At 45.5% G+C, this 22,046-nt stretch carries 24 protein-coding genes and 1 pseudogene; 2 read left to right on the top strand and 23 right to left on the bottom strand.

Features of this window, described 5'->3' with window-relative positions:
* Positions 1-85 precede the first annotated feature (85 nt).
* The 17 genes from ACTNEN_RS02820 to ACTNEN_RS02740 all read right to left on the bottom strand — a co-directional run bounded on the left by ACTNEN_RS02820 (position 86) and on the right by ACTNEN_RS02740 (position 15,470).
* Positions 86-976 carry a dihydrodipicolinate synthase family protein gene (locus ACTNEN_RS02820; protein ID WP_441204556.1) on the bottom strand — a complete coding sequence of 297 codons (891 nt, stop codon included), beginning with the start codon at positions 974-976 and terminating at the stop codon, positions 86-88.
* Between the two features lie 46 nt (positions 977-1,022).
* Complete coding sequence (locus tag ACTNEN_RS02815) at positions 1,023-1,508, bottom strand: YhcH/YjgK/YiaL family protein (protein ID WP_441204555.1); 486 nt, start codon at positions 1,506-1,508, stop codon at positions 1,023-1,025.
* Between the two features lie 33 nt (positions 1,509-1,541).
* Positions 1,542-2,414, bottom strand: a complete 873-nt coding sequence (locus ACTNEN_RS02810) for a gluconate 5-dehydrogenase (protein WP_441204554.1) — start codon at positions 2,412-2,414, stop codon at positions 1,542-1,544.
* A gap of 128 nt (positions 2,415-2,542) precedes the next feature.
* Positions 2,543-3,175, bottom strand: a complete 633-nt coding sequence (locus ACTNEN_RS02805; protein WP_441204553.1) for a bifunctional 4-hydroxy-2-oxoglutarate aldolase/2-dehydro-3-deoxy-phosphogluconate aldolase — start codon at positions 3,173-3,175, stop codon at positions 2,543-2,545.
* Positions 3,172-4,143: a sugar kinase gene (locus ACTNEN_RS02800; RefSeq protein ID WP_441204552.1), complete on the bottom strand. Its 972-nt coding sequence runs from the start codon at positions 4,141-4,143 to the stop codon at positions 3,172-3,174. The genes ACTNEN_RS02805 and ACTNEN_RS02800 overlap by 4 nt, the downstream gene beginning before the upstream one ends.
* Positions 4,144-4,193: 50 nt before the next feature.
* Positions 4,194-4,559, bottom strand: a complete 366-nt coding sequence (locus ACTNEN_RS02795) for a VOC family protein (protein WP_441204551.1) — start codon at positions 4,557-4,559, stop codon at positions 4,194-4,196.
* Between the two features lie 32 nt (positions 4,560-4,591).
* Positions 4,592-5,434 (bottom strand): 5-dehydro-4-deoxy-D-glucuronate isomerase, encoded by an 843-nt coding sequence (gene kduI / locus ACTNEN_RS02790; RefSeq protein ID WP_441204550.1) that lies wholly within the window; start codon positions 5,432-5,434, stop codon positions 4,592-4,594.
* A gap of 124 nt (positions 5,435-5,558) precedes the next feature.
* Positions 5,559-6,863: a TRAP transporter large permease gene (locus ACTNEN_RS02785; protein ID WP_441204549.1), complete on the bottom strand. Its 1,305-nt coding sequence runs from the start codon at positions 6,861-6,863 to the stop codon at positions 5,559-5,561.
* Positions 6,863-7,363 carry a TRAP transporter small permease gene (locus ACTNEN_RS02780; protein WP_441204548.1) on the bottom strand — a complete coding sequence of 167 codons (501 nt, stop codon included), beginning with the start codon at positions 7,361-7,363 and terminating at the stop codon, positions 6,863-6,865. The genes ACTNEN_RS02785 and ACTNEN_RS02780 overlap by 1 nt, the downstream gene beginning before the upstream one ends.
* 134 nt (positions 7,364-7,497) lie before the next feature.
* Positions 7,498-8,667 carry a TRAP transporter substrate-binding protein gene (locus tag ACTNEN_RS02775; protein WP_441204547.1) on the bottom strand — a complete coding sequence of 390 codons (1,170 nt, stop codon included), beginning with the start codon at positions 8,665-8,667 and terminating at the stop codon, positions 7,498-7,500.
* Positions 8,668-8,869: 202 nt separating this feature from the next.
* The gene (locus ACTNEN_RS02770; RefSeq protein ID WP_441204546.1) at positions 8,870-9,892 is read right to left on the bottom strand and encodes a LacI family DNA-binding transcriptional regulator; all 1,023 of its coding nucleotides are present in this window, start codon (positions 9,890-9,892) and stop codon (positions 8,870-8,872) included.
* A 366-nt stretch (positions 9,893-10,258) separates the two neighbouring features.
* Complete coding sequence (locus ACTNEN_RS02765; protein ID WP_441204545.1) at positions 10,259-10,429, bottom strand: hypothetical protein; 171 nt, start codon at positions 10,427-10,429, stop codon at positions 10,259-10,261.
* A gap of 239 nt (positions 10,430-10,668) precedes the next feature.
* Complete coding sequence (locus ACTNEN_RS02760; protein WP_441204544.1) at positions 10,669-11,697, bottom strand: NAD(P)H-dependent amine dehydrogenase family protein; 1,029 nt, start codon at positions 11,695-11,697, stop codon at positions 10,669-10,671.
* Between the two features lie 103 nt (positions 11,698-11,800).
* On the bottom strand, positions 11,801-12,652 hold the full coding sequence (locus ACTNEN_RS02755; protein ID WP_441204543.1) for a MerR family transcriptional regulator: 852 nt from the start codon (positions 12,650-12,652) through the stop codon (positions 11,801-11,803).
* A gap of 158 nt (positions 12,653-12,810) precedes the next feature.
* Positions 12,811-13,758, bottom strand: coding sequence for a lactate/malate family dehydrogenase (locus ACTNEN_RS02750; RefSeq protein WP_441204542.1), 948 nt, complete (start codon positions 13,756-13,758; stop codon positions 12,811-12,813).
* Between the two features lie 18 nt (positions 13,759-13,776).
* A complete protein-coding gene (locus ACTNEN_RS02745) occupies positions 13,777-14,322 on the bottom strand; it encodes a pyridoxamine 5'-phosphate oxidase family protein (protein ID WP_441204541.1) in 546 nt (181 codons plus the stop codon).
* A 293-nt stretch (positions 14,323-14,615) separates the two neighbouring features.
* On the bottom strand, positions 14,616-15,470 hold the full coding sequence (locus ACTNEN_RS02740; RefSeq protein WP_441204540.1) for a LysR family transcriptional regulator: 855 nt from the start codon (positions 15,468-15,470) through the stop codon (positions 14,616-14,618).
* Positions 15,471-15,746: 276 nt separating this feature from the next.
* Between ACTNEN_RS02740 and ACTNEN_RS02735 the strand changes: the two genes are divergently transcribed.
* A complete protein-coding gene (locus tag ACTNEN_RS02735; RefSeq protein WP_441204539.1) occupies positions 15,747-15,890 on the top strand; it encodes a hypothetical protein in 144 nt (47 codons plus the stop codon).
* Between the two features lie 311 nt (positions 15,891-16,201).
* Here ACTNEN_RS02735 and ACTNEN_RS02730 read toward each other — a convergent pair whose 3' ends face one another.
* The 3 genes from ACTNEN_RS02730 to ACTNEN_RS02720 all read right to left on the bottom strand — a co-directional run bounded on the left by ACTNEN_RS02730 (position 16,202) and on the right by ACTNEN_RS02720 (position 18,695).
* On the bottom strand, positions 16,202-16,939 hold the full coding sequence (locus ACTNEN_RS02730; RefSeq protein WP_441204538.1) for a carboxymuconolactone decarboxylase family protein: 738 nt from the start codon (positions 16,937-16,939) through the stop codon (positions 16,202-16,204).
* Positions 16,940-17,006: 67 nt separating this feature from the next.
* Entirely contained in the window at positions 17,007-18,170 is a 1,164-nt protein-coding gene (locus ACTNEN_RS02725; protein ID WP_441204537.1) for an iron-containing alcohol dehydrogenase, read from the bottom strand.
* Between the two features lie 120 nt (positions 18,171-18,290).
* Positions 18,291-18,695, bottom strand: coding sequence for a MerR family transcriptional regulator (locus tag ACTNEN_RS02720; RefSeq protein ID WP_441204536.1), 405 nt, complete (start codon positions 18,693-18,695; stop codon positions 18,291-18,293).
* A gap of 336 nt (positions 18,696-19,031) precedes the next feature.
* Between ACTNEN_RS02720 and ACTNEN_RS02715 the strand changes: the two genes are divergently transcribed.
* Complete coding sequence (locus ACTNEN_RS02715) at positions 19,032-19,277, top strand: hypothetical protein (protein WP_441204535.1); 246 nt, start codon at positions 19,032-19,034, stop codon at positions 19,275-19,277.
* Between the two features lie 240 nt (positions 19,278-19,517).
* Here ACTNEN_RS02715 and ACTNEN_RS02710 read toward each other — a convergent pair whose 3' ends face one another.
* The 3 genes and pseudogenes from ACTNEN_RS02710 to ACTNEN_RS02700 form a co-directional block, all read right to left on the bottom strand.
* The gene (locus ACTNEN_RS02710) at positions 19,518-20,183 is read right to left on the bottom strand and encodes a B3/B4 domain-containing protein (protein ID WP_441204534.1); all 666 of its coding nucleotides are present in this window, start codon (positions 20,181-20,183) and stop codon (positions 19,518-19,520) included.
* Between the two features lie 77 nt (positions 20,184-20,260).
* Positions 20,261-20,425: pseudogene (locus ACTNEN_RS02705) on the bottom strand (ATP-binding protein); the annotation flags it as partial.
* A gap of 491 nt (positions 20,426-20,916) precedes the next feature.
* Entirely contained in the window at positions 20,917-21,963 is a 1,047-nt protein-coding gene (locus tag ACTNEN_RS02700) for an aldo/keto reductase (RefSeq protein ID WP_441204533.1), read from the bottom strand.
* Positions 21,964-22,046 lie beyond the last annotated feature (83 nt).

Below are 22,046 nucleotides of genomic sequence, written 5' to 3'. Positions count from 1 at the left end.
AGAGCCGTGATCAAGCCAGAAAAAGCATGCGGGCAAAATGCTCACATGCTTTTTTCTGGCTTAAGTAGTTTTATTTGAGCTGATCTTAAACAATCAGATTCCGGCTCAGTACTTCATCAACATATTTTTTCTGTTCATCACTCAATGGTGAGAATGGTTTCCGGGCCTCGCCTACCGGCTCCCCCATTTTACCGAGCTCATATTTGATAGCAGGAATCAAGCCCACACGACACATAGCTTCCATGCAATTATTAGCCTTATGCTGCAGCTTTAGTGCCTCCTTGGTGTTGCCAGCATCATAGAAATCCCAGATTTTCTTATAATGCGGGAGCATCATATTAAAGGTGCTGCCGATTGCGCCAATACAACCGAGTGCCTTGCCTGCAACCATGGTTTCATCATAACCGTCAAATGCGATCAGATCCGGATTGATATTGAGAATCCGTTCCATCTGAAACAGATTATAATTGGTTTGCTTCACGCCAAGGATTGCTCCACTCCTGAAAAGCGAAACATAATTCGGATCGGAAACATCAAATTCCTTATGTGTATTTCCAGGGAAATTGTAGATCAATACTGGTACTCCCGCTGCTTCTGCAATGGCATCATAATAGCTGCAGATTTCTTTTGGCGAAAATCCATAATAAAACGGTGCAGTAGCTGCCGGAAAATCATAGCCAAGTTCCATTGCTTTTTTAGCATAACGTACTGCCTCATCCGTGCCAATTGCCCCACAATGCGCAATCAGATTTGTTTTTCCTCGATATACCGATGCCGCTTCAAAAACCTGGATACGCTCGTTTTCTGTAAGCAGAAAGCATTCGCCACTGCTACCGCCAATAAAAAAACCGGCTGCGCCCTCTCTAAGATTTCGCTCCATCACCTTCTGAAGTCTCGGCGCGGATACTTGACCATTATTTTCATAGGCTGTAATACTTGCTGCGTAAATGCCTCCAAGCTCCTTTGGATTTTTCATATCCTTTTACTTTCTCCTTGTTCTGACGCTCCCGTTTAAGAACGCCTTATCTTGACAATTTACTAAGCGGAATCTGAATAACGATCATCTTAATCGGTTCTGGCCCTGTGCCTGCAGTGCACCAGGGGCGATGGACATCCTCAGGGAAGAAAACACAGTACTGACCAGGATACAGCGGCAGCATGATCTCTCCTGCGTCCTCTGTATTCTGATAAAAACGTACATCCCGTTCCTCACTTAGGTGATCTTCCAGCACCGGAAAACATCCCAGATCCGGATAATAACCCATGCTCTGTCTGCCTTCTGCGCAATACTGGATTTCCACCATGCGGCTGTGAACCTCCGCCTTCTTTTCCGACTTTGGTCCAGTCACTCTCTCACAATACAAGACCTTAAAGTCTTCTCCCTCCGGCATAAACTTGCTTTCATGGATGTCCTCTGCCTTAGTATGTCTGCAGTAATCAATGGCACGGACAATCAGCGGATCATATGCGTGTTCCGTTTCCTTAGCATTGACATTGCCATATATCATCCTGGCACCTCCCTGGTCCGTATACCATGCATGTTACTGATCATTTACCTTGACATCCTCTTTGGTAACCTCATCCTTAAACTTGGATTCATCCAGCTGGGATGGATCCTGTCCGATATAGGCAAGGATACCACCATCGATATACACAACCTGCCCATTGATAAAGTCAGAAGCAGGTGATGCAAGGAATACAGCCAGTCCTTCCAGATCCTCCGTTTCACCCCATCTTTCCGCAGGAGTCTTGGAACGGATGAAACGATCAAACGGATGCATGGAGCCGTCCGGCTGCTTCTCTCTCAGCGGTGCAGTCTGCGGTGTTGCGATGTATCCAGGTCCGATACCGTTGCACTGAATGTTATATTTGCCATACTCCGAGCAGATGTTTTTAGTAAGCATCTTGAGTCCGCCCTTGGCTGCAGCATAAGCAGATACCGTTTCTCTGCCAAGCTCTGACATCATGGAGCAGGCATTGATGATCTTGCCTGAATTTTTCTTGATCATCTGTGGCAAAACTGCCTTGGAGCAGACAAACGGGCCTGTAAGATCCACGCTAATCACCTGATCCCACTGTTGCTTGGACATCTCAATCATCGGTATTCTCTTAATGATACCTGCATTGTTTACAAGGATATCAATACCACCGTATTTTTTAGTAACATCCTCTACAAGCTTCTGTACCTGCTCCTCGTTGGTAACATCACAAACATATCCATCAGCATCAATATTTCTCTCTCTATATGCCTTAAGACCACGGTCTACCAGCTCCTGATTGATATCATTAAAAATGATTTTTCTGGCACCGGCCTCTGCAAATGCAGTGGCATATGCAAGTCCCAGTCCATAGCTTGCGCCGGTCACCCAGGCAACCTTACCATCCAGTCTGAATTTATCCAGAATTCCACTCATATAGTCTCCTTACTGATATGTAACAACTTACATATCCTGCTTACTGCACTATGTATATGCACAATTTTCATTACTAAACTTTTACTGCTGCAGTTTTCATCATCACAGCAAAATCTGATTAGGCAATATTATGCCATCTCATCCCGGATCTCAGCAGCTTCTCTTGCAAGCTTTTCGATCGCCTTGAAATCTCCTGCCTTTAAGAGGTCCCCTGGTACAATCCAGGTACCGCCACAGCAAAGCAGATTCGGCTGCTTCAGATATTCGCGGACATTGCCCGGCTTGACACCACCTGTCGGCATAACCTTCATGGAGGCATAAGGTCCGGCAAGTGCTTTCAAGTATGCTACACCGCCCAGTACCTCCGCAGGAAATACCTTCACAACCTTCAGTCCCTCACGCATGCAGGCTTCCAGCTCACCCGGTGTTGCTGTCCCGGGAATTACAGGAATACCATGCTGATTGCACCAACGGACTGTCTCAAGGTTAAGACCCGGACTTACAATGGCCTTGGCTCCTGCCCTTACGGCTCTGTCTGCTGTCACAGGATCCAGCACTGTTCCTGCGATCACCAGCATCTCCGGCACTTCCTCGGTGATCCGCCGGATGCTCTCCTCCGCTGCATCACTCCGGAATGTAATTTCCGCTGCCGGCAATCCGCCTGCCACCAATGCCTCAGCCAGCGGAACTGCGTGTTCCACCGTATCAATTTTTATAACTGGGATAATTTTTATACTTGCAAGCTTTTCAAAAATAGTCATGCTTTTACTCCTTCCGGAACAGCAAGCGGTGTGTCTTTCATAAAAGTCATGAGCTGCTCCCGAGTCGGAAGTCCCTCATTGTCGCTGACATTCATAATCTGAATCGTACCGATTGCATTGCCTCGCTGCACTGCATCAGGAAGGGATAATCCCTCCAGCAGACCACTCTCTACACCGACAGCAAATCCATCACCGGCACCTACAGTATCTACAATCGGTCCGTGCTGATATGATAGAACCGCGTATTTCCTGCCGCCTTGATAAGCGATGGCTCCATCCGCGCCTACCTTGACAACCACACATTTCACACCTTTAGATAAGTAAAAGTCCGCGATTTCATCCGGGTTCCGGGTGCCGCAGAGGATCTCGCCCTCCTTAATCCCGGGCAGAACATAATCCGCCATAAAGCAGAGCTCATTAATTGCTGCAATCATGGTTTCCTGATCCTTCCATAAGGCAGGACGCAGATTCGGATCAAAAAAGATCGGGATGCCCGCTGCCTTTGACTTCTTTAAAAGATAGCGTGATGCCTCATGCGCCGTATCACTCGTTGCCGGCAGGATACCGGATGCATGCAGCGCATCCCATTGACTTAGATCAATCTTTTCTACATCTTGTATCGAAATAGTGGAAGCAGCAGAGTTCTTACGGAAGTAAAAAGTATCCGGATCTCCTTTTTCCGTCTTGCTTTTCAGCATAAAACCGGTCTGATGATCCTCACTGTAAATCGTCATCGAGGTATCGATGCCGACATGCCGCATGCCCGCTTCAATCGCCTTGCCAAACGGATCATGTCCGAGCTTTGTGAGATATCCAACCTGATACCCTAGTCTTGTAAGCCCGACAGCCACATTAAACTCTGCGCCGGCAAGCGACATAGTATAATGCTTAACATCCTCAACCGGTGCTTCTTCCTCGGCGATAAACAGGCCCATCGGTTCCCCAAATGTCAGGACTCGTTTATTCATAGTTTCTCTCTCCATATCTATCCTGCATTATATCGTTTCACCCTGCCAGCTCAGTTTCTGGCTGTAAGATGAAATCTGAACCCTGCAATATCTTCCTTAAAATAAATGATGCGAAGCTTTCCTGCCTCATCATACTTAGCTGTGGATTCATCAAACTCCACACCCTGCTCCTCCAGATACTTTTTGGCTTCCTCGATATAGCTTGTCCGGATCGCAATATGTCCAAGCCGTCCTAAAAACGGCATTTTCATGATTTCAAACTGCTCATTGGAAAAAATTGATCCCGAAGTCTCTCTCTGTTTAAATCCAAAAAGCCTGGTTAACAGCTCTGCTGTTTTTTTAGCTTCCTCGGCGTCAGGCTCATTGATACCTACATGCGCAAGCTCAAAGTTAAATTTTGAAATATCCTTATCCATTGCTTATCTGCTCCTTTTAGACTAATGAAACATCAACGCATCTCTGTGATTGGTATTTCATCCATATCATCAAATTCTTTGTTCTCACCACACATTGCCCAGATAAAGGTATAGTTGGATGTGCCGCATCCTGCATGGATCGACCAGGACGGAGAAATCACCGCGTCAAAATTATGCATGACAATATGTCTCGTTTCCTGTCCCTGTCCCATCATATGGAAAACCACATTGTTATCCGGGATATTGAAGTAGGTATAAACCTCCATCCGACGCTCATGTGTATGTGCCGGCATGGTGTTCCATACGCTGCCCGGTGCAAGCTGTGTCAGACCCATACAAAGCTGGCAGGTTTCCAACACATCCGGGTGGATAAACTGGTTAATGACACGCTTATTGGCTGTCTTTTCATCACCGCATGGACGCTTTTTAGCATCCTTAAAGCTGATGAATGTTGTCTTGCATGGCTTATGCGCCGGAGCCGATACCAGATAAAATCTGGCAGGATTCTCCGGATCCTCTGATGCAAATGTTACCTTCTTGGTTCCCATCGTGATATACAGGCAATCCTCAAAGTCCATAGGATATGTCTCATCATCCACACGGATTGTGCCTTTACCACCAAGGTTAAATACGCCAGCCTCACGGCGCTCAAAGAAAAATTTGGTTCCAAAATTTTTCCGGATGTCAATACCCTTATCCACCGGAACTTCCTCGTGCACCGGTAAAATACCGAGTACAACCGCACGGTCAACATGGGAGTACACTGCCTTAACCTGGTCCGGCTCATACAGATCCTGGATCAGAAATTCCTTCCGCAGCTCTTCTGTTGTATATCTTTTGATATCTGCCGGATTGGCACTATATCTAATATCCATAACACTTATCTCCTACTTCTGTCATCTTATAATCTTTTAACTGTCAATTGATCCAATCCCGGCTAAAGCAAGACCCGCGGGATTGGATCGTATCCATCGGACGTACCGATCGTGTATCATGTAATCAGCACAAACCAAGTGCCTGCGGGATTGCAAGAGACAAAGCCGGAACAAAGGTTACTAACATGAGACAGATGATAACCACCAGGAAATATGGAAGCAGCGTCTTTATAACCTGTTCAATCGAAACATTGCCTACACGACATCCTGCAAAAAGAATCGCTCCAACCGGAGGTGTCAACGTACCAACGCAAAGGTTCATAACCATCATCATACCGAAGTGAACGGCATTCATACCGAAGGTCTGCACAATCGGCAGGAAAATCGGTGTAAAAATAAGGACTGCCGGTGTCGGATCCATAAAGGTACCAACCAGTAAGAGAATCACATTCATGATCAGCAGAATCACGATCGGGCTCTTGCTGATGCCAAGGATACCGCTGGAAATCATCTGCGGGATCTTGGCATAGGACATAACAAAGGACATGATCGAGGATACACATACAAGGAACTCGATAACTGCTGTAGTTTTTACAGAGTCAAGCAGTAGCTTCGGCAGCATGGAAATCTTCAGATTCTTATAAATAAGAGAAAGCACCAGCGCATAAACTACTGCAATGGCAGAGCCTTCCGTTGCTGTAAACACACCCTTTAAAATACCGCCGATGACGATAACGATCATCAGAAGTGAGGGGATACCTTCCCAGAGGGTTTTTACAACTTCCTTTCCTGTCATGTGCTGCGTGGAGACATATCCTCTCTTCTTTGCCTGATACCCCGCAACAATCATACAGCCAATGCCCCACATAATGCCCGGAATGTATCCTGCCATAAACATCGCGGCTACAGATACGCCGGAAGCAACAGTGGTATAAACAATATCGATGTTAGAAGGTGGAATCATCATTCCGGTCGGGCCGGATGCAATGTTAACAGCTGCACTGTATTCGTTAGAGTAGCCATCCTCCTTTTCCATCGGTCCAAGGATGGAACCCATAGCAGAAGCTGCGGCAACACCAGAACCAGAAATCGCACCAAAAAGCATGTTGGCAACAATATTGGTCTGTGCAAGAGATCCCGGCAGACGATGTGCAAGAATCTGCGCACAGCCGATCAGACGTTTCGCGATACCGCCACTGTTCATCAGATTTCCTGCCAGAACAAAGAACGGAATGGCAAGAAGCGAAAACGAATTGGCTCCGGTAAACATTTTCATACCTGCGGTAATCATTGCACGGTCAAATGGCAGAATCACCATGATGGCCAGTGCAGACCCGGTTCCGATGGAAAGTCCGATCGGGAATCCCAGCGCAAGCGTTATAACGATAACAACGACCATGACCAGGCCGGCTAATGCTGCTTGTGACATTATTCATTTCCCCCTTTCTGTTTGGAGCGCTCCAGGAAAAGACGATGATCATCCATGATCAGATAAACCGCGTAAAAAAGAATCAGGATTGCATTGATTGGGATCGCGCTGTAGATGACTCCCATAGGAATCTGAAGCGCTGCATCCGTAACACCCATCTGCTGCTTTGTAAGTGCATATCCTCCGCAGCCCATGACTCCCAGTGCAAAAAGCACCAGCACAATGTCAATCAGCATATCATCCAGAAACCTTGCCTTTGGCGGCAGCTTGTCTTTTAATACGGAAATTTCCAGATGCTCTCTCAGTCCAAAGGTATAAGAGGATCCATACATAATGATCCACACAAACATATACTGCGCAAGCGTCTCCGCCATGGTGCTCGGAGCATTAAAGAAATATCTTGCAATAACCTGATACGTAACGAGGACAACCATAATTCCCAGCAGGATAATATTAATCCATGCAACGATCTTGTCCACAACCCTTTTGATAGCAATCACTTGCATGATCCTCCTTATCTCATCAGCCATTTTGGCTATAATATGGGCCCGCGGGGCTCCCCGCGGGCCCATTCATTCACATTTACTCAATGAATCAGACTCTGATCTTCTGTCCTTAGCAAATCATACAAGGATTACTTGTTCTGAATCTTCTGGATCTCAGCATACACTGCCTTGGTATCATCGGACATGTTGGCATTTTTCTCGATGAGCTCCTGGCATGCATCCTTAAACGGAGTAATATCCACATCTGTGATCGTAACGCCGGCAGCCTTGGCATCTTCCTCATACTTGTCACGCAGATCTGCGCAGAGGCTGTAAGCAGTCTTAACAGAATCTGTAGCAACCTTCTCAAGTGCAGCCTGATCATCGGCACTCATGGTATTAAGCACTGTGGAGGAAATGATAACCTCATCCGGGATCATCAGGTGCTGTGTCTTGGAGTAGTACGGACCAACCTCATTCTGCTTAAGATCCATATAGGTAATGATGTTGTTTTCAGCACCATCCAGTGTACCGGTCTGAATTGCGGAGTAAACATCGCCCTGTGACATCGGTGTACCAACACCGCCAAGATCCTTCATCATTGCAATCATCGTATCAGACTGCATAACACGGATCTTCTTGCCCTTGAGATCCTCCGGCTTTGTAACAGGACCATCTTTGGTATAGATATTACGAGGTCCAAGGCAGTAAGCTGCAAGTACCTTAAATCCCTTGGACTCTGTTGTGCTGTACAGCTTCTTAACGGCATCATTACCGTTAGTAAAGAGCTCCTCCTGCTGGTCAATGTTTTCGAACATATACGGTGTACCGAGAACTGCGAAGTCCGGATTAACACCCTCAAGAAGTGAGTTGGCAACCAGAGCCATATCTACCGCACCTGCACTTACAGATGCAAGAGAGTCCTGCTGATTTCCAAGAAGCTCGTTAGGATAAACCTCTATAGAATATCTGCCCTCTGTAGCATCGTAAAGCGCATCGCTCATCTCTCTTACAGCCTCTGCCTCAGGGTTGTCCGCACTCTGGTTAAAGGAGCACTTAAGGACGGTCTGACCTTCCTTACTACCGGTAACCGCACCCTCTGCATTGGTCTCTGCTGCCGCCTTAGTATCAGCTGCCTTGCTCTCAGCGCCTGCTGCCGCAGTTGTTTCTCCGGCTGCCGCTGTAGTTTCCTTAGCCGCTGCAGTTGTTTCTTCCTTAGCTGCTGCAGTCGTTGCTGTACTTGATGCAGAGGATCCACATGCCGCAAGGCCCATTGTCATTGCTGCTACAAGCATGGTTGCTACCACTTTACGTTTCATAAAAAGCCTCCCTAAATAAATTAGAAATATAATTTCACAGTTGCCAGGTTCAGCAAAAATCGTCATTTCATATCCGGCATTATGCCGACCCATAAGCATCTGTTGTTTACAATACGATATTCACAGAAGATCTGCTGCAATCGATGCATAACCGGACGTCAATGCGCAACGCATCTCATTCAGCCATACATTCCAGCCATGATCATCCCTGGGAAACCGTTGATCCACGGATTTCCAACCGGTTTTTTAATTCTCTGAATACAACCGGCTCATCTTTGCCTCCCTCGATCCTCTTAAGAATCATCTCTGCCGCGATTACGCCCTCCTGCCAGGAGTCCTGCGCAATTGTTGTAATTCCGGGATCAATGAGATCAGCCCAGCCCCAGTCATCAAACCCGCATACACCGCATTCCTTACCAATCCGGATACCGGTCTTTTTAATGGCATGCAACACATCCAGCAGCGCAACACCATTAATTGCCAGGATTGCCGGCCGCAGTTCCGGCTCGTGCGTCACAAAATATCGTAGATGTTCCAGGCACTCCCTGCTCGACGTGTAGGAGAAAACCGCATCGTCTCCCTCAAGTCCGAAATCCTCGCGGAGACTATCCGTAAATCCCTGACGTCTCAATTGTCTTGCAGTATTACAGCCAATCGGCTGTGTAAAAAGGCCGATCCTTTTATATCCAAGCTGTTTTAAATACCTGAGGCACTCTCTGGTGGAACTGTAATTATTGGTACAAACAGTATCCACTTTTTCTTTGATACTTGGCGGACGATCAACAAACACCGTCGGGATATCCTCTGCATATTCCAGAAGCTTCTCATCATTTACTCCTGTAGAGTTGATGATGATTCCATCCATCCTGCTTTCCTGAAAATTGTGAAATGCCCGCATTTCTTTTTCAGGATCATCCTCACTATCCACCAGAAAAACTTCATATCCCTTTTTGGTCGCTACACTGTTGATTCCCTTAACAAGGATCGAAGTAAATGGACTTCCGATATCACTCGCGATACACCCGATCAGGCGGGACTGACCACCTTTCAGGCTTTGTGCAATCCGGTTAGGTCTGTAATGAAGTTCCTTTATAGCCGCTTCAATCTTAGCCCTCGTATCCTCGGAAAGCATGTCATATCGTCCATTGAGATATCGGGAGATTGTGGTTTTGGATACTCCAGCCCGCTCGGCTACAGAATCAATTGTGATTTTCTGCTTCATCATCTGCACCCACCACCTCTCTCCTTTTGACAATGTTAATCTTAGATCTATGAAACCGTTTTGTCAAAAGGAATTTAACTATATTTCACATATTTATCGTTTTATACAAATGTTATATGTGGATTTTGTGAATATTTAATGTGGTTTTCTGCACTTTTTCTAATCGCTTCATAAGAAATGCTAATTGAATTTGAAACCGATACCATTTTCCATATCTATATTTATTTTATTAAATAATAGATTATATTGTATATTACTTAGATGTATTGTATAAAAAATTAGGAGTGCATTATGTCATATTACACAATGCACTCCTGCTCAAGCTTCTTATTCGTCTTCAGCATCTCGTTAAACAACGTACGCTGCTCTTTAAAGAAGGGATCCTCCCGCTATGAATGGTCCGCTGGTTCCGTCCATCGGAGAGGTATAGACAAATTCCTTGATATCAGAGATTGGCTTAAACGCAAGTGCCTTGGGTATCAGTGTAAAAAATTTATCTTCAAGCCGTCCGAAACGTCCCAGTACCATGGACTGTGCCATCTTCTGGGTGGTCGCCCGGGTTTTAATAGATTTATTTATGATAATTTTTATCCAGCATTTAAGAGCATAGATTTCTGATTTGGGATGCATCAACCGTAATCAAAGCTACAATAAAAAAAGGGTGCCCCATACAGAGCAGCCCTTCTAAAACTTCTATGTTTTATTTCTACCAATCTGCATATAGCAGTGTATGTTTTCATATCTTACTAATACAGCACTTTTGTTGTTGTGGAATCACCTTATTTTACATAAAATTCCATCGGATATGGCATATAGGAAACCGGATCCAGCTGATCAGCAGTTACATATCCGGCAGGCGCATTGATGAGCGTCGGAATACGGTTTACAAGTGTTGCACAAGTATGCTCAACAGTAGCCGGTTTAACCACATGATATTCCAGATTCGGCTCACCTGTAATCCACCAGTCGCACATATCGCCATCCTCCGGGGCATATACCTTGCCTATGGTTTCCTCCTCAACGGTAATTCCCTGTGCAGTCTCTGCCGTTACCACTGCCGACATGCCAATGACGTGTCCCGCCTTGATGTCCTTTCCAAGTGTTTCACTGTAAATATCATGATCAAGCGTAATCGGCACATGCTTCTGATCAATACTCCGAATCGTAAGATGCAGCTTGCTGCAGATCGCTTCTACCGAGTTCCACGCGTAGGAAGCCTCAAAAACTTCCGGATGTGCAATCTTCTTTTCAAACTCTTCCGGTGTCAGATCGCAGCCATGCGCATTGGCAAGTGCCATGCCATATTCATCAACATTGTAGCTGTATGCACCCTTGATCTTGGAAATGCTGGTGCATCCTGCTGCTGCCATGGCAACCATATTTACCCAGAAAATATCCTGCATACCGGTACCGGCAATCGTGCAGTTATGCTCCTTGGCAATCTTATCCAGCCGGTTCACCTCCGGTGCCGCTGTTGTCCAAGGATAAATCGCCTCCTCACAAGTGGTAATGACATTAATCCCACGGCTCATGCACTTTTCAACCATGGGATAGATATCTTTAACAAAACTAAACAATGTTACAATTGCAACATCTGCATCGCAATGATCCAGTACTTCATCAGCATGACTTGAAATGATAACTCCGGTCTTGAGTCCGAGGCCTGCCCAGTCACCGACATCCATGCCAACAACCTTGGGGTTAACATCAATTGCGCCCACAATCTCAGCCCCATGCTCATATGCATAACGCAGAGTATACTTACTCATCTTACCACAGCCATACTGAACAACCTTTACTTTACGCATTGCTTCACGTCCTCCTTACTTTTGATGGCATCAGTATAAAGTCTGTTGTCGGATGAGAGTCAAGATGAAATTGATATTTTTTTATCAGTGCATTTCTGAGTCATTATACTCGCACAAAATCGATAGGAACCTGCAGCCGCAGAAACATTCCCCGCTGATCCTCATCAAATATTTTAAATTCAGAGAGAATTTCACAAAAATAATTTCCGGAAATGTGGTAATGATGCTCTCTGCAATAGTCTAAAAGTCTACCTGCATATAAGAGTTCATCATCGTAATTATCTGCGTAGATACAGGCATACATGCCACTGTCCACAATTTGCACATCCTGACGTTCCTTATAAAGTGTATAATCCGCGAATATAAAAATCTGATCTGCAAGAAACCTGCCTGCAGCAAAATCCTCACCCCGGATCGATGTACCCACACTGTAAGTATGAATCTCCGGAATCTGTTTTGCGATCAACGATGTCCTTAACTCCGTAAGACAATCTTCAAAATCCTGAATATCGCCCTGATAAAAATTTTTGCCGCAGGGAATCCCACAGATATAACGTCGTTCGATAAATTCCAGTGAGATCGTACCCTTGTCCGGAGATTTGCGATAGCGCTCGATTGCATGAATCGCCCGCTTTACTGCATTATGCTGCATTTTCAGGTCCCGGATCTCTCTGTAAATCTGCTCATCCCGTTCTACGAGAATGCTCTCGATCCTCGTCAGATCCCCGCTTTTTAAGACAGAACGGATCTCTCCGAGACTCATCCCAAGCTCTTTCATATAGGCAATCAGATCCAGTCGTGCATTTTTGCGGATGTCATAGTACCTGTATCCCGTTTCCGGATCCGTGTAGGTCGGAATAAGCAGTCCCTCCTTGTCATACAATCGGAGTGTAGCAATGGTCGTATGATTGAGCTCCGCCATCTGCCCGATGCTGAGCAGGCCTTTTTTATCCATAGCATCACCTCAACTCCTACTTAAAACACTTCATCAGTATCATACGCACCATTCCTCCCTCATGCGAATATTTGCAGCCCAAAGCTGTCCGCCGTCGAAATCGCATATACAAAACTCTAAGGGCGAGCTAAAAAAGGCTTGTTAAAAAACATGTGATCTCAAATCAAGTCGATCAACTCTCTCAAATGGTCATGCGAGATGCGCAGATCATCCATCGCCTTTGCATCCAACGGCAGCTCAATGATGCGGTCAATTCCTGTTTTGGACAAAATGCAAGGGAGGCTCATAGCAACATCGTCATACCCATACTGTCCTCTCATTACTGTCGATACCGGAACAATACAGTGTTCGTTCCGCACGATAGCTCCGATGATACGGCATGCAGCCAGCGCTACGCCCGAACTGGTATAGCCTTTAAGATCTACAATATGCGGTCCGATGCTCTTGGTTTCACTGAGCAGTGCTTCTTTATCAATAGGCGATGCCAGACCAAATTTATCTGTAAGATCGTCAAATGGGACGCCGACAATATTCACGGTATTCCATGGGATAAACGAGGTTGAGCCATGTTCGCCAAGCACAAAGCCAACGACGTTTTTGGCATCTACGCCGCAGAGGTCGCCCAGCATCTTATTAAAACGGGCTGTATCCAGGAGCGTACCTGTGCCAAGAATTTTGTTTGCCGGGTAGTCATACTTCTTCTGGAAATAATATGTCAGTACATCAAGTGGGTTTGAAATCATGATAATCACAGCTTCTCTGGTATACGTTGTGATCTGTTTCATCACAGAGTCCATGACCTCCACATTTTTCTTAAGTAAAGTATTGCGGTCATGATTACCCGGCAGTATCGATGGTCCTGCGGTAATGACAATAATATGCGCATCCTTACAGTCACTGTAATCACCCACCCGGATGCTGGCATTGGAGCTATAGGCAAATGCTGTGGTATGACTGGCGTCCAGCACTTCACCGAGCGCCCTGTCTCTGTTCCGGTTGATCACCACAATATCATCAATAATATTCATGCGCAGGACAGAATTCAATACCGCTGATCCGACATTTCCCGCCCCGATTATTACAAGCTTTCCATATGAAATACCCATCACAAAACCTCCATATACTCATCCCAGCTCGTTTGATTTTACATGCTGTTTAGTATAACTATAGTACTCCTGCCGGCTGCCGTAACCATCCTTTTTGAAGTCCGAATTCAGGCATATAATTTCCGTCGGCACAATCTTAAGAAGCCACATCGGTTCTTCCAGTTTCCTGAGAACTTCCAACGGAATCTTCCGAAATGCTGCTGCCTTTTGATATGCATCGGAGAAAAGCTCAACAGGCTCCGCTGTCCCTTCGAGCTGCAGTGATTTTAGTCCGCCGAAGGATGCATTCGCATCAAACACCGCAGCTGCGACATGCTTGTTTTTCCTAAGAGCTCTGAATTTGAGCCCGCCCTCAGTAAAGATCCAAAGCGCGCCATCGTGCCAACTGTATTCCAGCGGTGTGCAGCGCACAAAATCCTCCGCTGCGGTTGCCAGTGCAAGAACCTTATGGGAGGATAAAAATTCATCAATCCATTGATACAATGTATCTGCATCCAGTTTCTTTTCTATTTCATCCTTACGGGTCCAAAAGGACTCCGCCTGTGTGTATTGTTCTTCCGTCATTTGTTTAGCCTCGTTTCAGAATTTTTTCGCTTTGCTTCCAGTTCCTCTAAAAGATGATAAACATTACTCCGTTCTGCCTTAAGTTTGTCACGCTTTATTTTATTTTGGAGCTTTTTGTAACGCTTTGTCCCTTTTAATGGAGGCGGCGATTCCGTTTTTTGCTTTTTTTGCTGTAATAATACACAACATACCTCAGTTTATAGATATTTATATTTTATCATAAACCGTATCATCAAAAGCATAAAATGCTAAACAACACAAAAAATACAATGATCCTTCGTAGATGGGTCCTATCATTTCCGCATCTCCTTCAGCATTTCAATAAAAGCCTGTACCTGAGGGAGTTTAATATAATCTGGTCTGTACAGGAGGTGCGTCCGTCTCATAAATGCATTACCGGATTTAAAAGACAAAGGTTCTTTGGCGCCATCAAAATCCGAAAGACAGATTTCCGGGAGTATGGACCAGCCGATGTTTCTTTCTATCATATTTATAATGGTTTCAACATCGTTAATCTGAAGTCCCGAATGTCTTCTTATTTGGTTTTCACGCATCCATCGGCTTACATCCGCATCAAAGCTCACATCAGAAGTTCGCTCAATGAAAGGTACATCATTGAGATCCCGGGCTTTCATTTTACTGCCTTTTACAAGATATACAGCTTCTTCGCAAAGCAGGAAATCTCCTTCCGTCCATGGGTAATCGCCACGTATAATAACTAAATTTGTGTCACCTGAAATAAGATCCTTATAAAGATCAGGACTGCGTTTCACAATGACTTGCAAATCCACCTTTGGAAAGCGGTCTATAAATGCCTCAAGAAGATCTGGCAGTTTATATCTCGCATGATTAACTGCAACACCTACTCTCAAGGTACCGCCGAGTTCTCCGTCCGAGCAGGAAGCGATATTTCGGATCTGGTCCATATTTTGCTCTATCTTCCGGACATAGGGAAGTATGGACTCTGCTGCAGGTGTCAACAGGACGCCCTTCTTTGATCTGATAAAAAGCTGACATCCTAGCTCTTCTTCAAGACTTTGTACCCGTTTCGTTAGTGCTGACTGCGTCGTATACAACCTTTCCGCGGTTCTTGTAATGTTGTGGGTTTTGGAAAGATCCGTTAATAGTTCTATATCTTTTTCTGTCACGATGCAAAAGCTCCTTGTTCCTTAAAATCCACTCTATTTCTTTAAGCTGTTAATTACGGTGATATCCGGCTCTTAGACATTCGCCTGATCAACTATATAATAAAGATTTTGCCTGCTTCAATGATATCAGGGCAGATCCATTATACATTCCATATCAGAATGTATAAACAGGATAAATAAGAATTTTACTCATGTATATATCTGTATTATTATCTCAGCTGTAAGAAAGAAATGCGAAACACATCGCAAATCAATACTGAATCAGGAGGTTACATCATGACAACTATCATTACGATCGCAATTATCACTTTGGTTCTTACAGCATACGAGCACTCAGGATTACGTAAAATTTCTCATTTTTCCCGTGATAAGGTCAATGGCAGAAACGAGCAGATCACTGTCATGAGACAGCCTCACTGATGCGTGCTGAATAACCCCCGCAAGGCACAAAAAACAAGGTTCCCGAATGATGTTAATTTTGCATCGTCCGGGAACCTTACATAAGAATCCGGTTCTAACAATTGTTTTTTACCAAGTATGTGCTTCATGCATCTTGAAGCGATGATCTCGAGCCCTTCACCATTCCTCTCTATTTTCTGCTTGTGATTATGATAATTCAGCAATATCAAAGGATTCTTTCTATCCGGTTTTTTTAATAAGACGGCAAAAAGAGTGATATCAGTCACCCGATATCACTCAAACTTTTGTATAACTCAATTGCCCTGCTCGTCTTATTTCGATGCTTCCAGCCACTCTGTGGATGTTTCTTCACCCGGAACTTCTATTGCCAGATGCGAGAACCAGCTGTCCTCTGCTGCGCCATGCCAATGCTTCACGCCAACAGGAATGTTTACGCAGTCACCCGGCTTCATCGCAACCGGTTCCTTGCCCCATTCCTGATACCATCCTCTTCCGCCGACACAGATCAGAATCTGGCCACCGCCGCTTTTGGCATGATGGATATGCCAGTTGTTCTGACAGCCCGGCTCAAAAGTAACATTGTAGATTCCGATCTGCGAAGCGGAAACCGGTGCCAGAAAACTTCTGCCAGAAAAATAACGGGCATAAGCATCATTGGGCTCACCAATCGGGAAGAATAGGGACTTCTGATATTTTTCCATCTCCGTTGCCTCTGCAGGAGCTTCTTCTTTCCAGACTTCCTTCGCCTGATTGAACGCTGCCCATGCCTTCGGCCATCCCGCATAAAAAGCCACATGCGTCAAAATCGCGGCAATTTCACTTTTCGTCACACCATGCATCTTAGCATTTTGAAGATGATACGTCAGTGACGAATCTGTAATACCGGATGACACCAGTGCAACTACTGTGATAATGCACCGGGTTTTCAGATCAAGATCCGGATTATTCCAGTTCTCTCCAAACAACACATCATCATTGAAATGGGCAAACTCCGGAGCAAATTCTCCCAGTCTGTCTCTTCCCGCCGTCTGTACAATCTTCCCACTCATACTTTCGTTTCTCCTCTTCAATTTCTTCTAATCAGGATCTGCCTCATCAGTAAGTTTTCTTTGTCATTCATAAGGATGCTCTGAAAATGTCTGCAATATCCTTCTCTTGAAGCGGCGCCCATGCACTTTCAAGTCCTTCATTCTCTGCTACATGATGTGCCATCTCATCAATACGGCTCTCATCAATGCCCACTTCCCGCAAATGCATCGGGATACCGATCGATGCGAAGAACTGGTACGTTTCTTCAATCGCCCGATTTGCAATGTCAAACCGGTCCAGGTTCGGATCAATTCCAAAGACATTGACACCGTATTTGACAAACCGATCTACAGTCTTCTCGTTAAGGATATGCTTCATCCACCTCGGGGTAATGATCGCAAGTCCCTCCCCATGCGTGATGTCATAATATGCCGAAAGCGCATGCTCCATGCCGTGGCAGGGCCAGCCGGACGCACTGTTTCCAAGCGAATAGATCCCGTTACATCCATAGGTGCAATCAAGCATCATTTCTGCCCTTGCCGTATAGTCTTCCGGATTCTCCAGACACTTCTTTGCATTTACCATAAGGCTCTTAAGCGCCGCCTCCATAAATCCATCGTTAAGAAGTGTGGAATCCTCGCAGAAATACTGTTCCATGATGTGGTTCATGGCATCCGCGCAGCCGGCAGCCGTCTGTTTTCTTGATACCGTAAATGTATACGTCGGATCAAGGAACGAAACCGCAGGATAAAGAAGCGGATCCACATAGCCAATCTTATCGTTTGTCTCAGTTCTGGAAATTACTCCGCCGCAATCATATTCACTTCCCGTAGCAGCAAGCGTAATAATATCTACAATCGGAAGTGCTGACTGTGCCTTTACCTTATAGGAAATCAGATCCCATGGATCCCCATCATACTTTGCTCCGGCTGCGATTGCCTTCGAGCAGTCGAGTACACTGCCTCCGCCAACCGACAGGATCACATCTACATCATGTTCCTTGCAAAGCCTTACGCCGTCAAGGACACTTGGATCATACTTGGGATTTGGCTGAATGCCGGACAGTTCCACAATTTCAAAATCACTGAGAAGTGTCTTTACCTTGTCATAAAGGCCAATCTTCTTGATACTTCCGCCGCCGTAGGTCAGAAGAATTCTTTTCCCATATTTGCCCATAACCTCTGGAAGCTTTTCCACAGCTCCCTGACCAAAAATCAGTCTTGTCGGTGTGCAATAATCAAAATTCTGCATGTCTTTTCTCCTTTAAATCACACGTATTGGCTCAAGTTATACCCTGACCTTCATTCTGTTTACCGATCAATGGTTCATCGGCACTTACATTACAGTCATCTTTTGAATGTCCTCGAGACTCTATACCTCAAAATCCTTCTTGATATCTTCGTCATCCCAGCTGAGGACACCCGTCTTCACGGCTTCTTCATACCGGGAAATCTTGTAATTGAGCCGGTTCATCGTTTCCTGATACTGATCCAGTTTTTTCTGAATTTCACTACGAACCTCCAAAAGAAGATCACGTCTTGCCTCAATCGTTTCATCACCCATCTGAAACAGCCGCACATACTCAATGAGCATCTCGATGGGGACTCCGGCACCTCGCATACAGACGGCATTTTCAACCCAGTTGACATCATCCTGTGAATAGTCTCGAATCCCGCCTTTCGTTCTTCTGACTTCCGGAATTACACCTGCGCGCTCATAGTAGCGCAGCGTGTCCGGAGAAAGATTGAATTTTTCGCAAACTTCTTTTATCGTCATCGTCATCAACCTCTTTACAGTTTGCCTCTTACTTTGTCATCTGTAACTGGACTATACTCCTTGGAGTTAACTCCAAGTCAAGCATTATTTTGAAATTAATTCAGTTGTCCTAGCAAATTCGTCATCTTGCAAAATCATCTCTGCATTTCTTCTCGCATTGGCAAGATCCCTCATCCGTTCTCGCTCCGCGCGGTACTGGGCATACTCCGCATTCTTCTGCAGCCGTCCCCGGAAAATCATGATTTTTTGTGAGTATTCTGCAGTGAATATGATATAGTTAGCTTGTGCTAACTGATAAGAATTTACATGCTTTCTTATATGCGAAAAGGAGATCTGATGAAACCTGATTATAAAAACTGGATGCCAGAAGGATTGGTCATATCTGCGATTGCAGCCTTTGCCATTCATGACATCTTTACCAAAGGCAAATATGGTGACATGCAGGCATTTGTAAAGAAGCTGAAGGATATGGGTTATGAAAAAGTAGAATTGATGGATACGACAAATGGTCTGTTTATGACCAGAAAGGAAGCAGGAAGACTGATGTTAACAGGGTCAGCCCTTCTGACAGGAAGGAAATAACCATATGGATTTGATCAAAAACTATCTCCAGCAGACGCAGAAGCCAGATGGACTCCTCGGCAGTCTGATGATTTCCAGCATGAACCGTCACCATGCAAAACTGGCAGACTGGGGCATGTCCCATCTTGTCAATATATCTCCAGATTATTCAGATAAACCACTTGAAACTTACCATCATCAAGCGAATACATTTTGCTTATCCTTTCTTTTGTTTTTCATATCTGATCGACAAATCCGACTTTATACAATCCAATGTTCTGCATTCTCTGCTCCGGCAAACCTTTCAAATGCATCTTCTGCATCACAGAGCAGTGTGTCGAGATCAATGTTGTTTTCAAAACAGTAGATTAAAACAAGAATGTCCGTTGCAGAGTCAGTGACCATCGCCCTCGTAGAATCAGACATGGAGGACCCGAAGATTCCTTCATCATCCGCCAGCACAAGCATGTTCTCCATATCCAGAAAATCCTTGCCGATCCCTGTATAGCCTTCGCCATGTTCCGCTTTGCGCAGCTTGATCGCACCATGAATCTGGCCGAGATCATATGACCCGACAGACAGGCCGCTTTTCACAGAGATCAGGTTATTCACATCGACGACAGAATTGATGTGATACAGTTCATCCCCACGGCGAACTCTGCGAATCAAAGCTTCAGATGAAACTCTATAGCGGCCCGGGTTTCTGCCAAAAGCCTTATAAGCCGAACGGCTGCCCTTTATGCCCGGAATCTCGCTCCACTCTTTTCCTTCCACGCAACTTCTCACCTGCGGCAGGACTTCCGCATTCATATAATCCCAGAAACGATCATCCGGCGCTTTCACATTTGCATGGAATCGTAAGATCCCAAGTCTGATCTCCGGATAGACGCTGAACAATTCCTTATCGATAGTCACATCATATTTCATATGTAATCTCTCCTTGCCAAATCTTCAATTTGCTTAATTCTATCACTCTCATGCTGCCTTTATTCAATCTTCAGCAGCTAGTCTGATAAATTATGGATTTTAATGCCTTCATAATCATAGGTCTCATGCCTGGTATTGGCCAGAATAAGCTTGGGATACGCATCTTTGATCTTAAGCAGGGGATCATACTCACGTTCAAAGGTCTCCGGCCGCGATATATCGTCACTTACCTGGATATACATCAGATCAAGAAGCCGCTGCATATATTCTGGTCTTTCAATTTATTTCATACTGTCACTTCCGAAATTGAAATTTTTTTAAAGTTTCGCACCTGTGTTCGCAGTTTACTCTGAATTGCCCTGCTTGTGAATGTGAGAAGGCCTTTCGGCCTGTTTCAGATGTATGGGGGCAGCATGTGCTGCCCGCCGGATCAAATCTCCGGAATATCGTATTTCGGGACCAGATCCTTTTTGTAGACTCAGACCGCGGTTTCCAGTATATGAGTGCTATGTTTTCGACGCGTCTGAAAAAACATCATATGAAGCAGAGCATGTTTCGTGTTGCACATTGTATCGATAACGGACCGATGGAAGGATTCTGGGGCATTTTGAAAAAAGAAACGTATTATGGCAGGAAATTCAATGAGCGGCAAGCACGCGAACATCGGAGCAAATTCTCCCAGCTAGTTTCTTCCTGCGATCTGTACAATCTTTTCAGCCATTTTACGTATTCCTCACTTTCCGATCTTCTGATCACCCGTGGACCAGACATGTTTTTCTTTTGCGGCGGTCGGCTTGTTCTGAGCCATAACGCCAGCCAGCGGATGCGGTACATAAGGTTCTTCCAGATAAACGATCTCTTCCGGCGTCAGTGTAAGTTCCACCGCCTTTGCCGCGCCTTCAATATGATGAGGCTTTGTGGCTCCGACAACCGGGGACGTCACCCTGGTGAGCAGCCAGGCCAACGACACTTCCGTCATGGTCACGCCGTGTTTATCTGCCAGTTCAGCGACTCGGGAGATGATCACATTATCCTGCGCCGCCGTTGCGTCATATTTGAATTTTGCGTAGGCATCCTCCGCAGCGCGTTTGGTGCCACCCTCACCCGGTTTTCTGGAGAGCCTGCCGCTTGCCAATGCACTGTAAGGGGTCAGTGCGATATTCTCTTCATTACAGTAGGGAACCATTTCCCGCTCTTCCTCCCGGAAGATCAGGTTGTAATGTCCCTGGATGGAGACGAACTTCGCAAAGCCTTCCTGTTCCGCCAGGGCATTTGCCTTGGCGATCTGCCAGGCAAAACAATTGGAGATGCCGATATATCTGGCTTTTCCCGCCTTCACGATGCGGTTCAGACCATCCATGATGTCTTCGATCGGTGTCTGCCAGTCCCACATGTGATAGATATAGAGGTCCACATAGTCCATTCCAAGATTCTGCAGGCTTGCGTTGATCATGTTTTCGATGTGCTGTTGACCACTGACGCCATTTTCGATTTCTTCCTGTGTTCTTGGAAGAAACTTGGTAGCGACAACTACATCTTCACGCTTAGCAAAGTCCCGCAGGGCACGTCCTACGTACTGCTCACTTGTGCCGCTCTGATAAGCAATAGCTGTGTCATAAAAGTTAACGCCCAGCTCCAGCCCGCGCTTTATGATTTCTCTGGTATGCTCCTCGTCGATGGTCCAGCTGTGCTGGCCCCGTCCGGAATCACCGAATCCCATGCATCCCATGCAGATCCGGGATACGTTTAAGTCACTATTTCCAAGTCTTGTATATTTCATACGTATGCTTCCCCTTTCAGCGGTTTATGTAATTGGTCAGGTAAAGCCGGTTCTTAGATCAGCATGGTAAGCCTGGAAATGGC

This window comes from Oribacterium sp. HCP28S3_H8, assembly GCF_052064775.1.
Taxonomy (GTDB): domain Bacteria; phylum Bacillota; class Clostridia; order Lachnospirales; family Lachnospiraceae; genus Oribacterium.
This window is presented reverse-complemented; position numbering and strand designations above follow the sequence as displayed.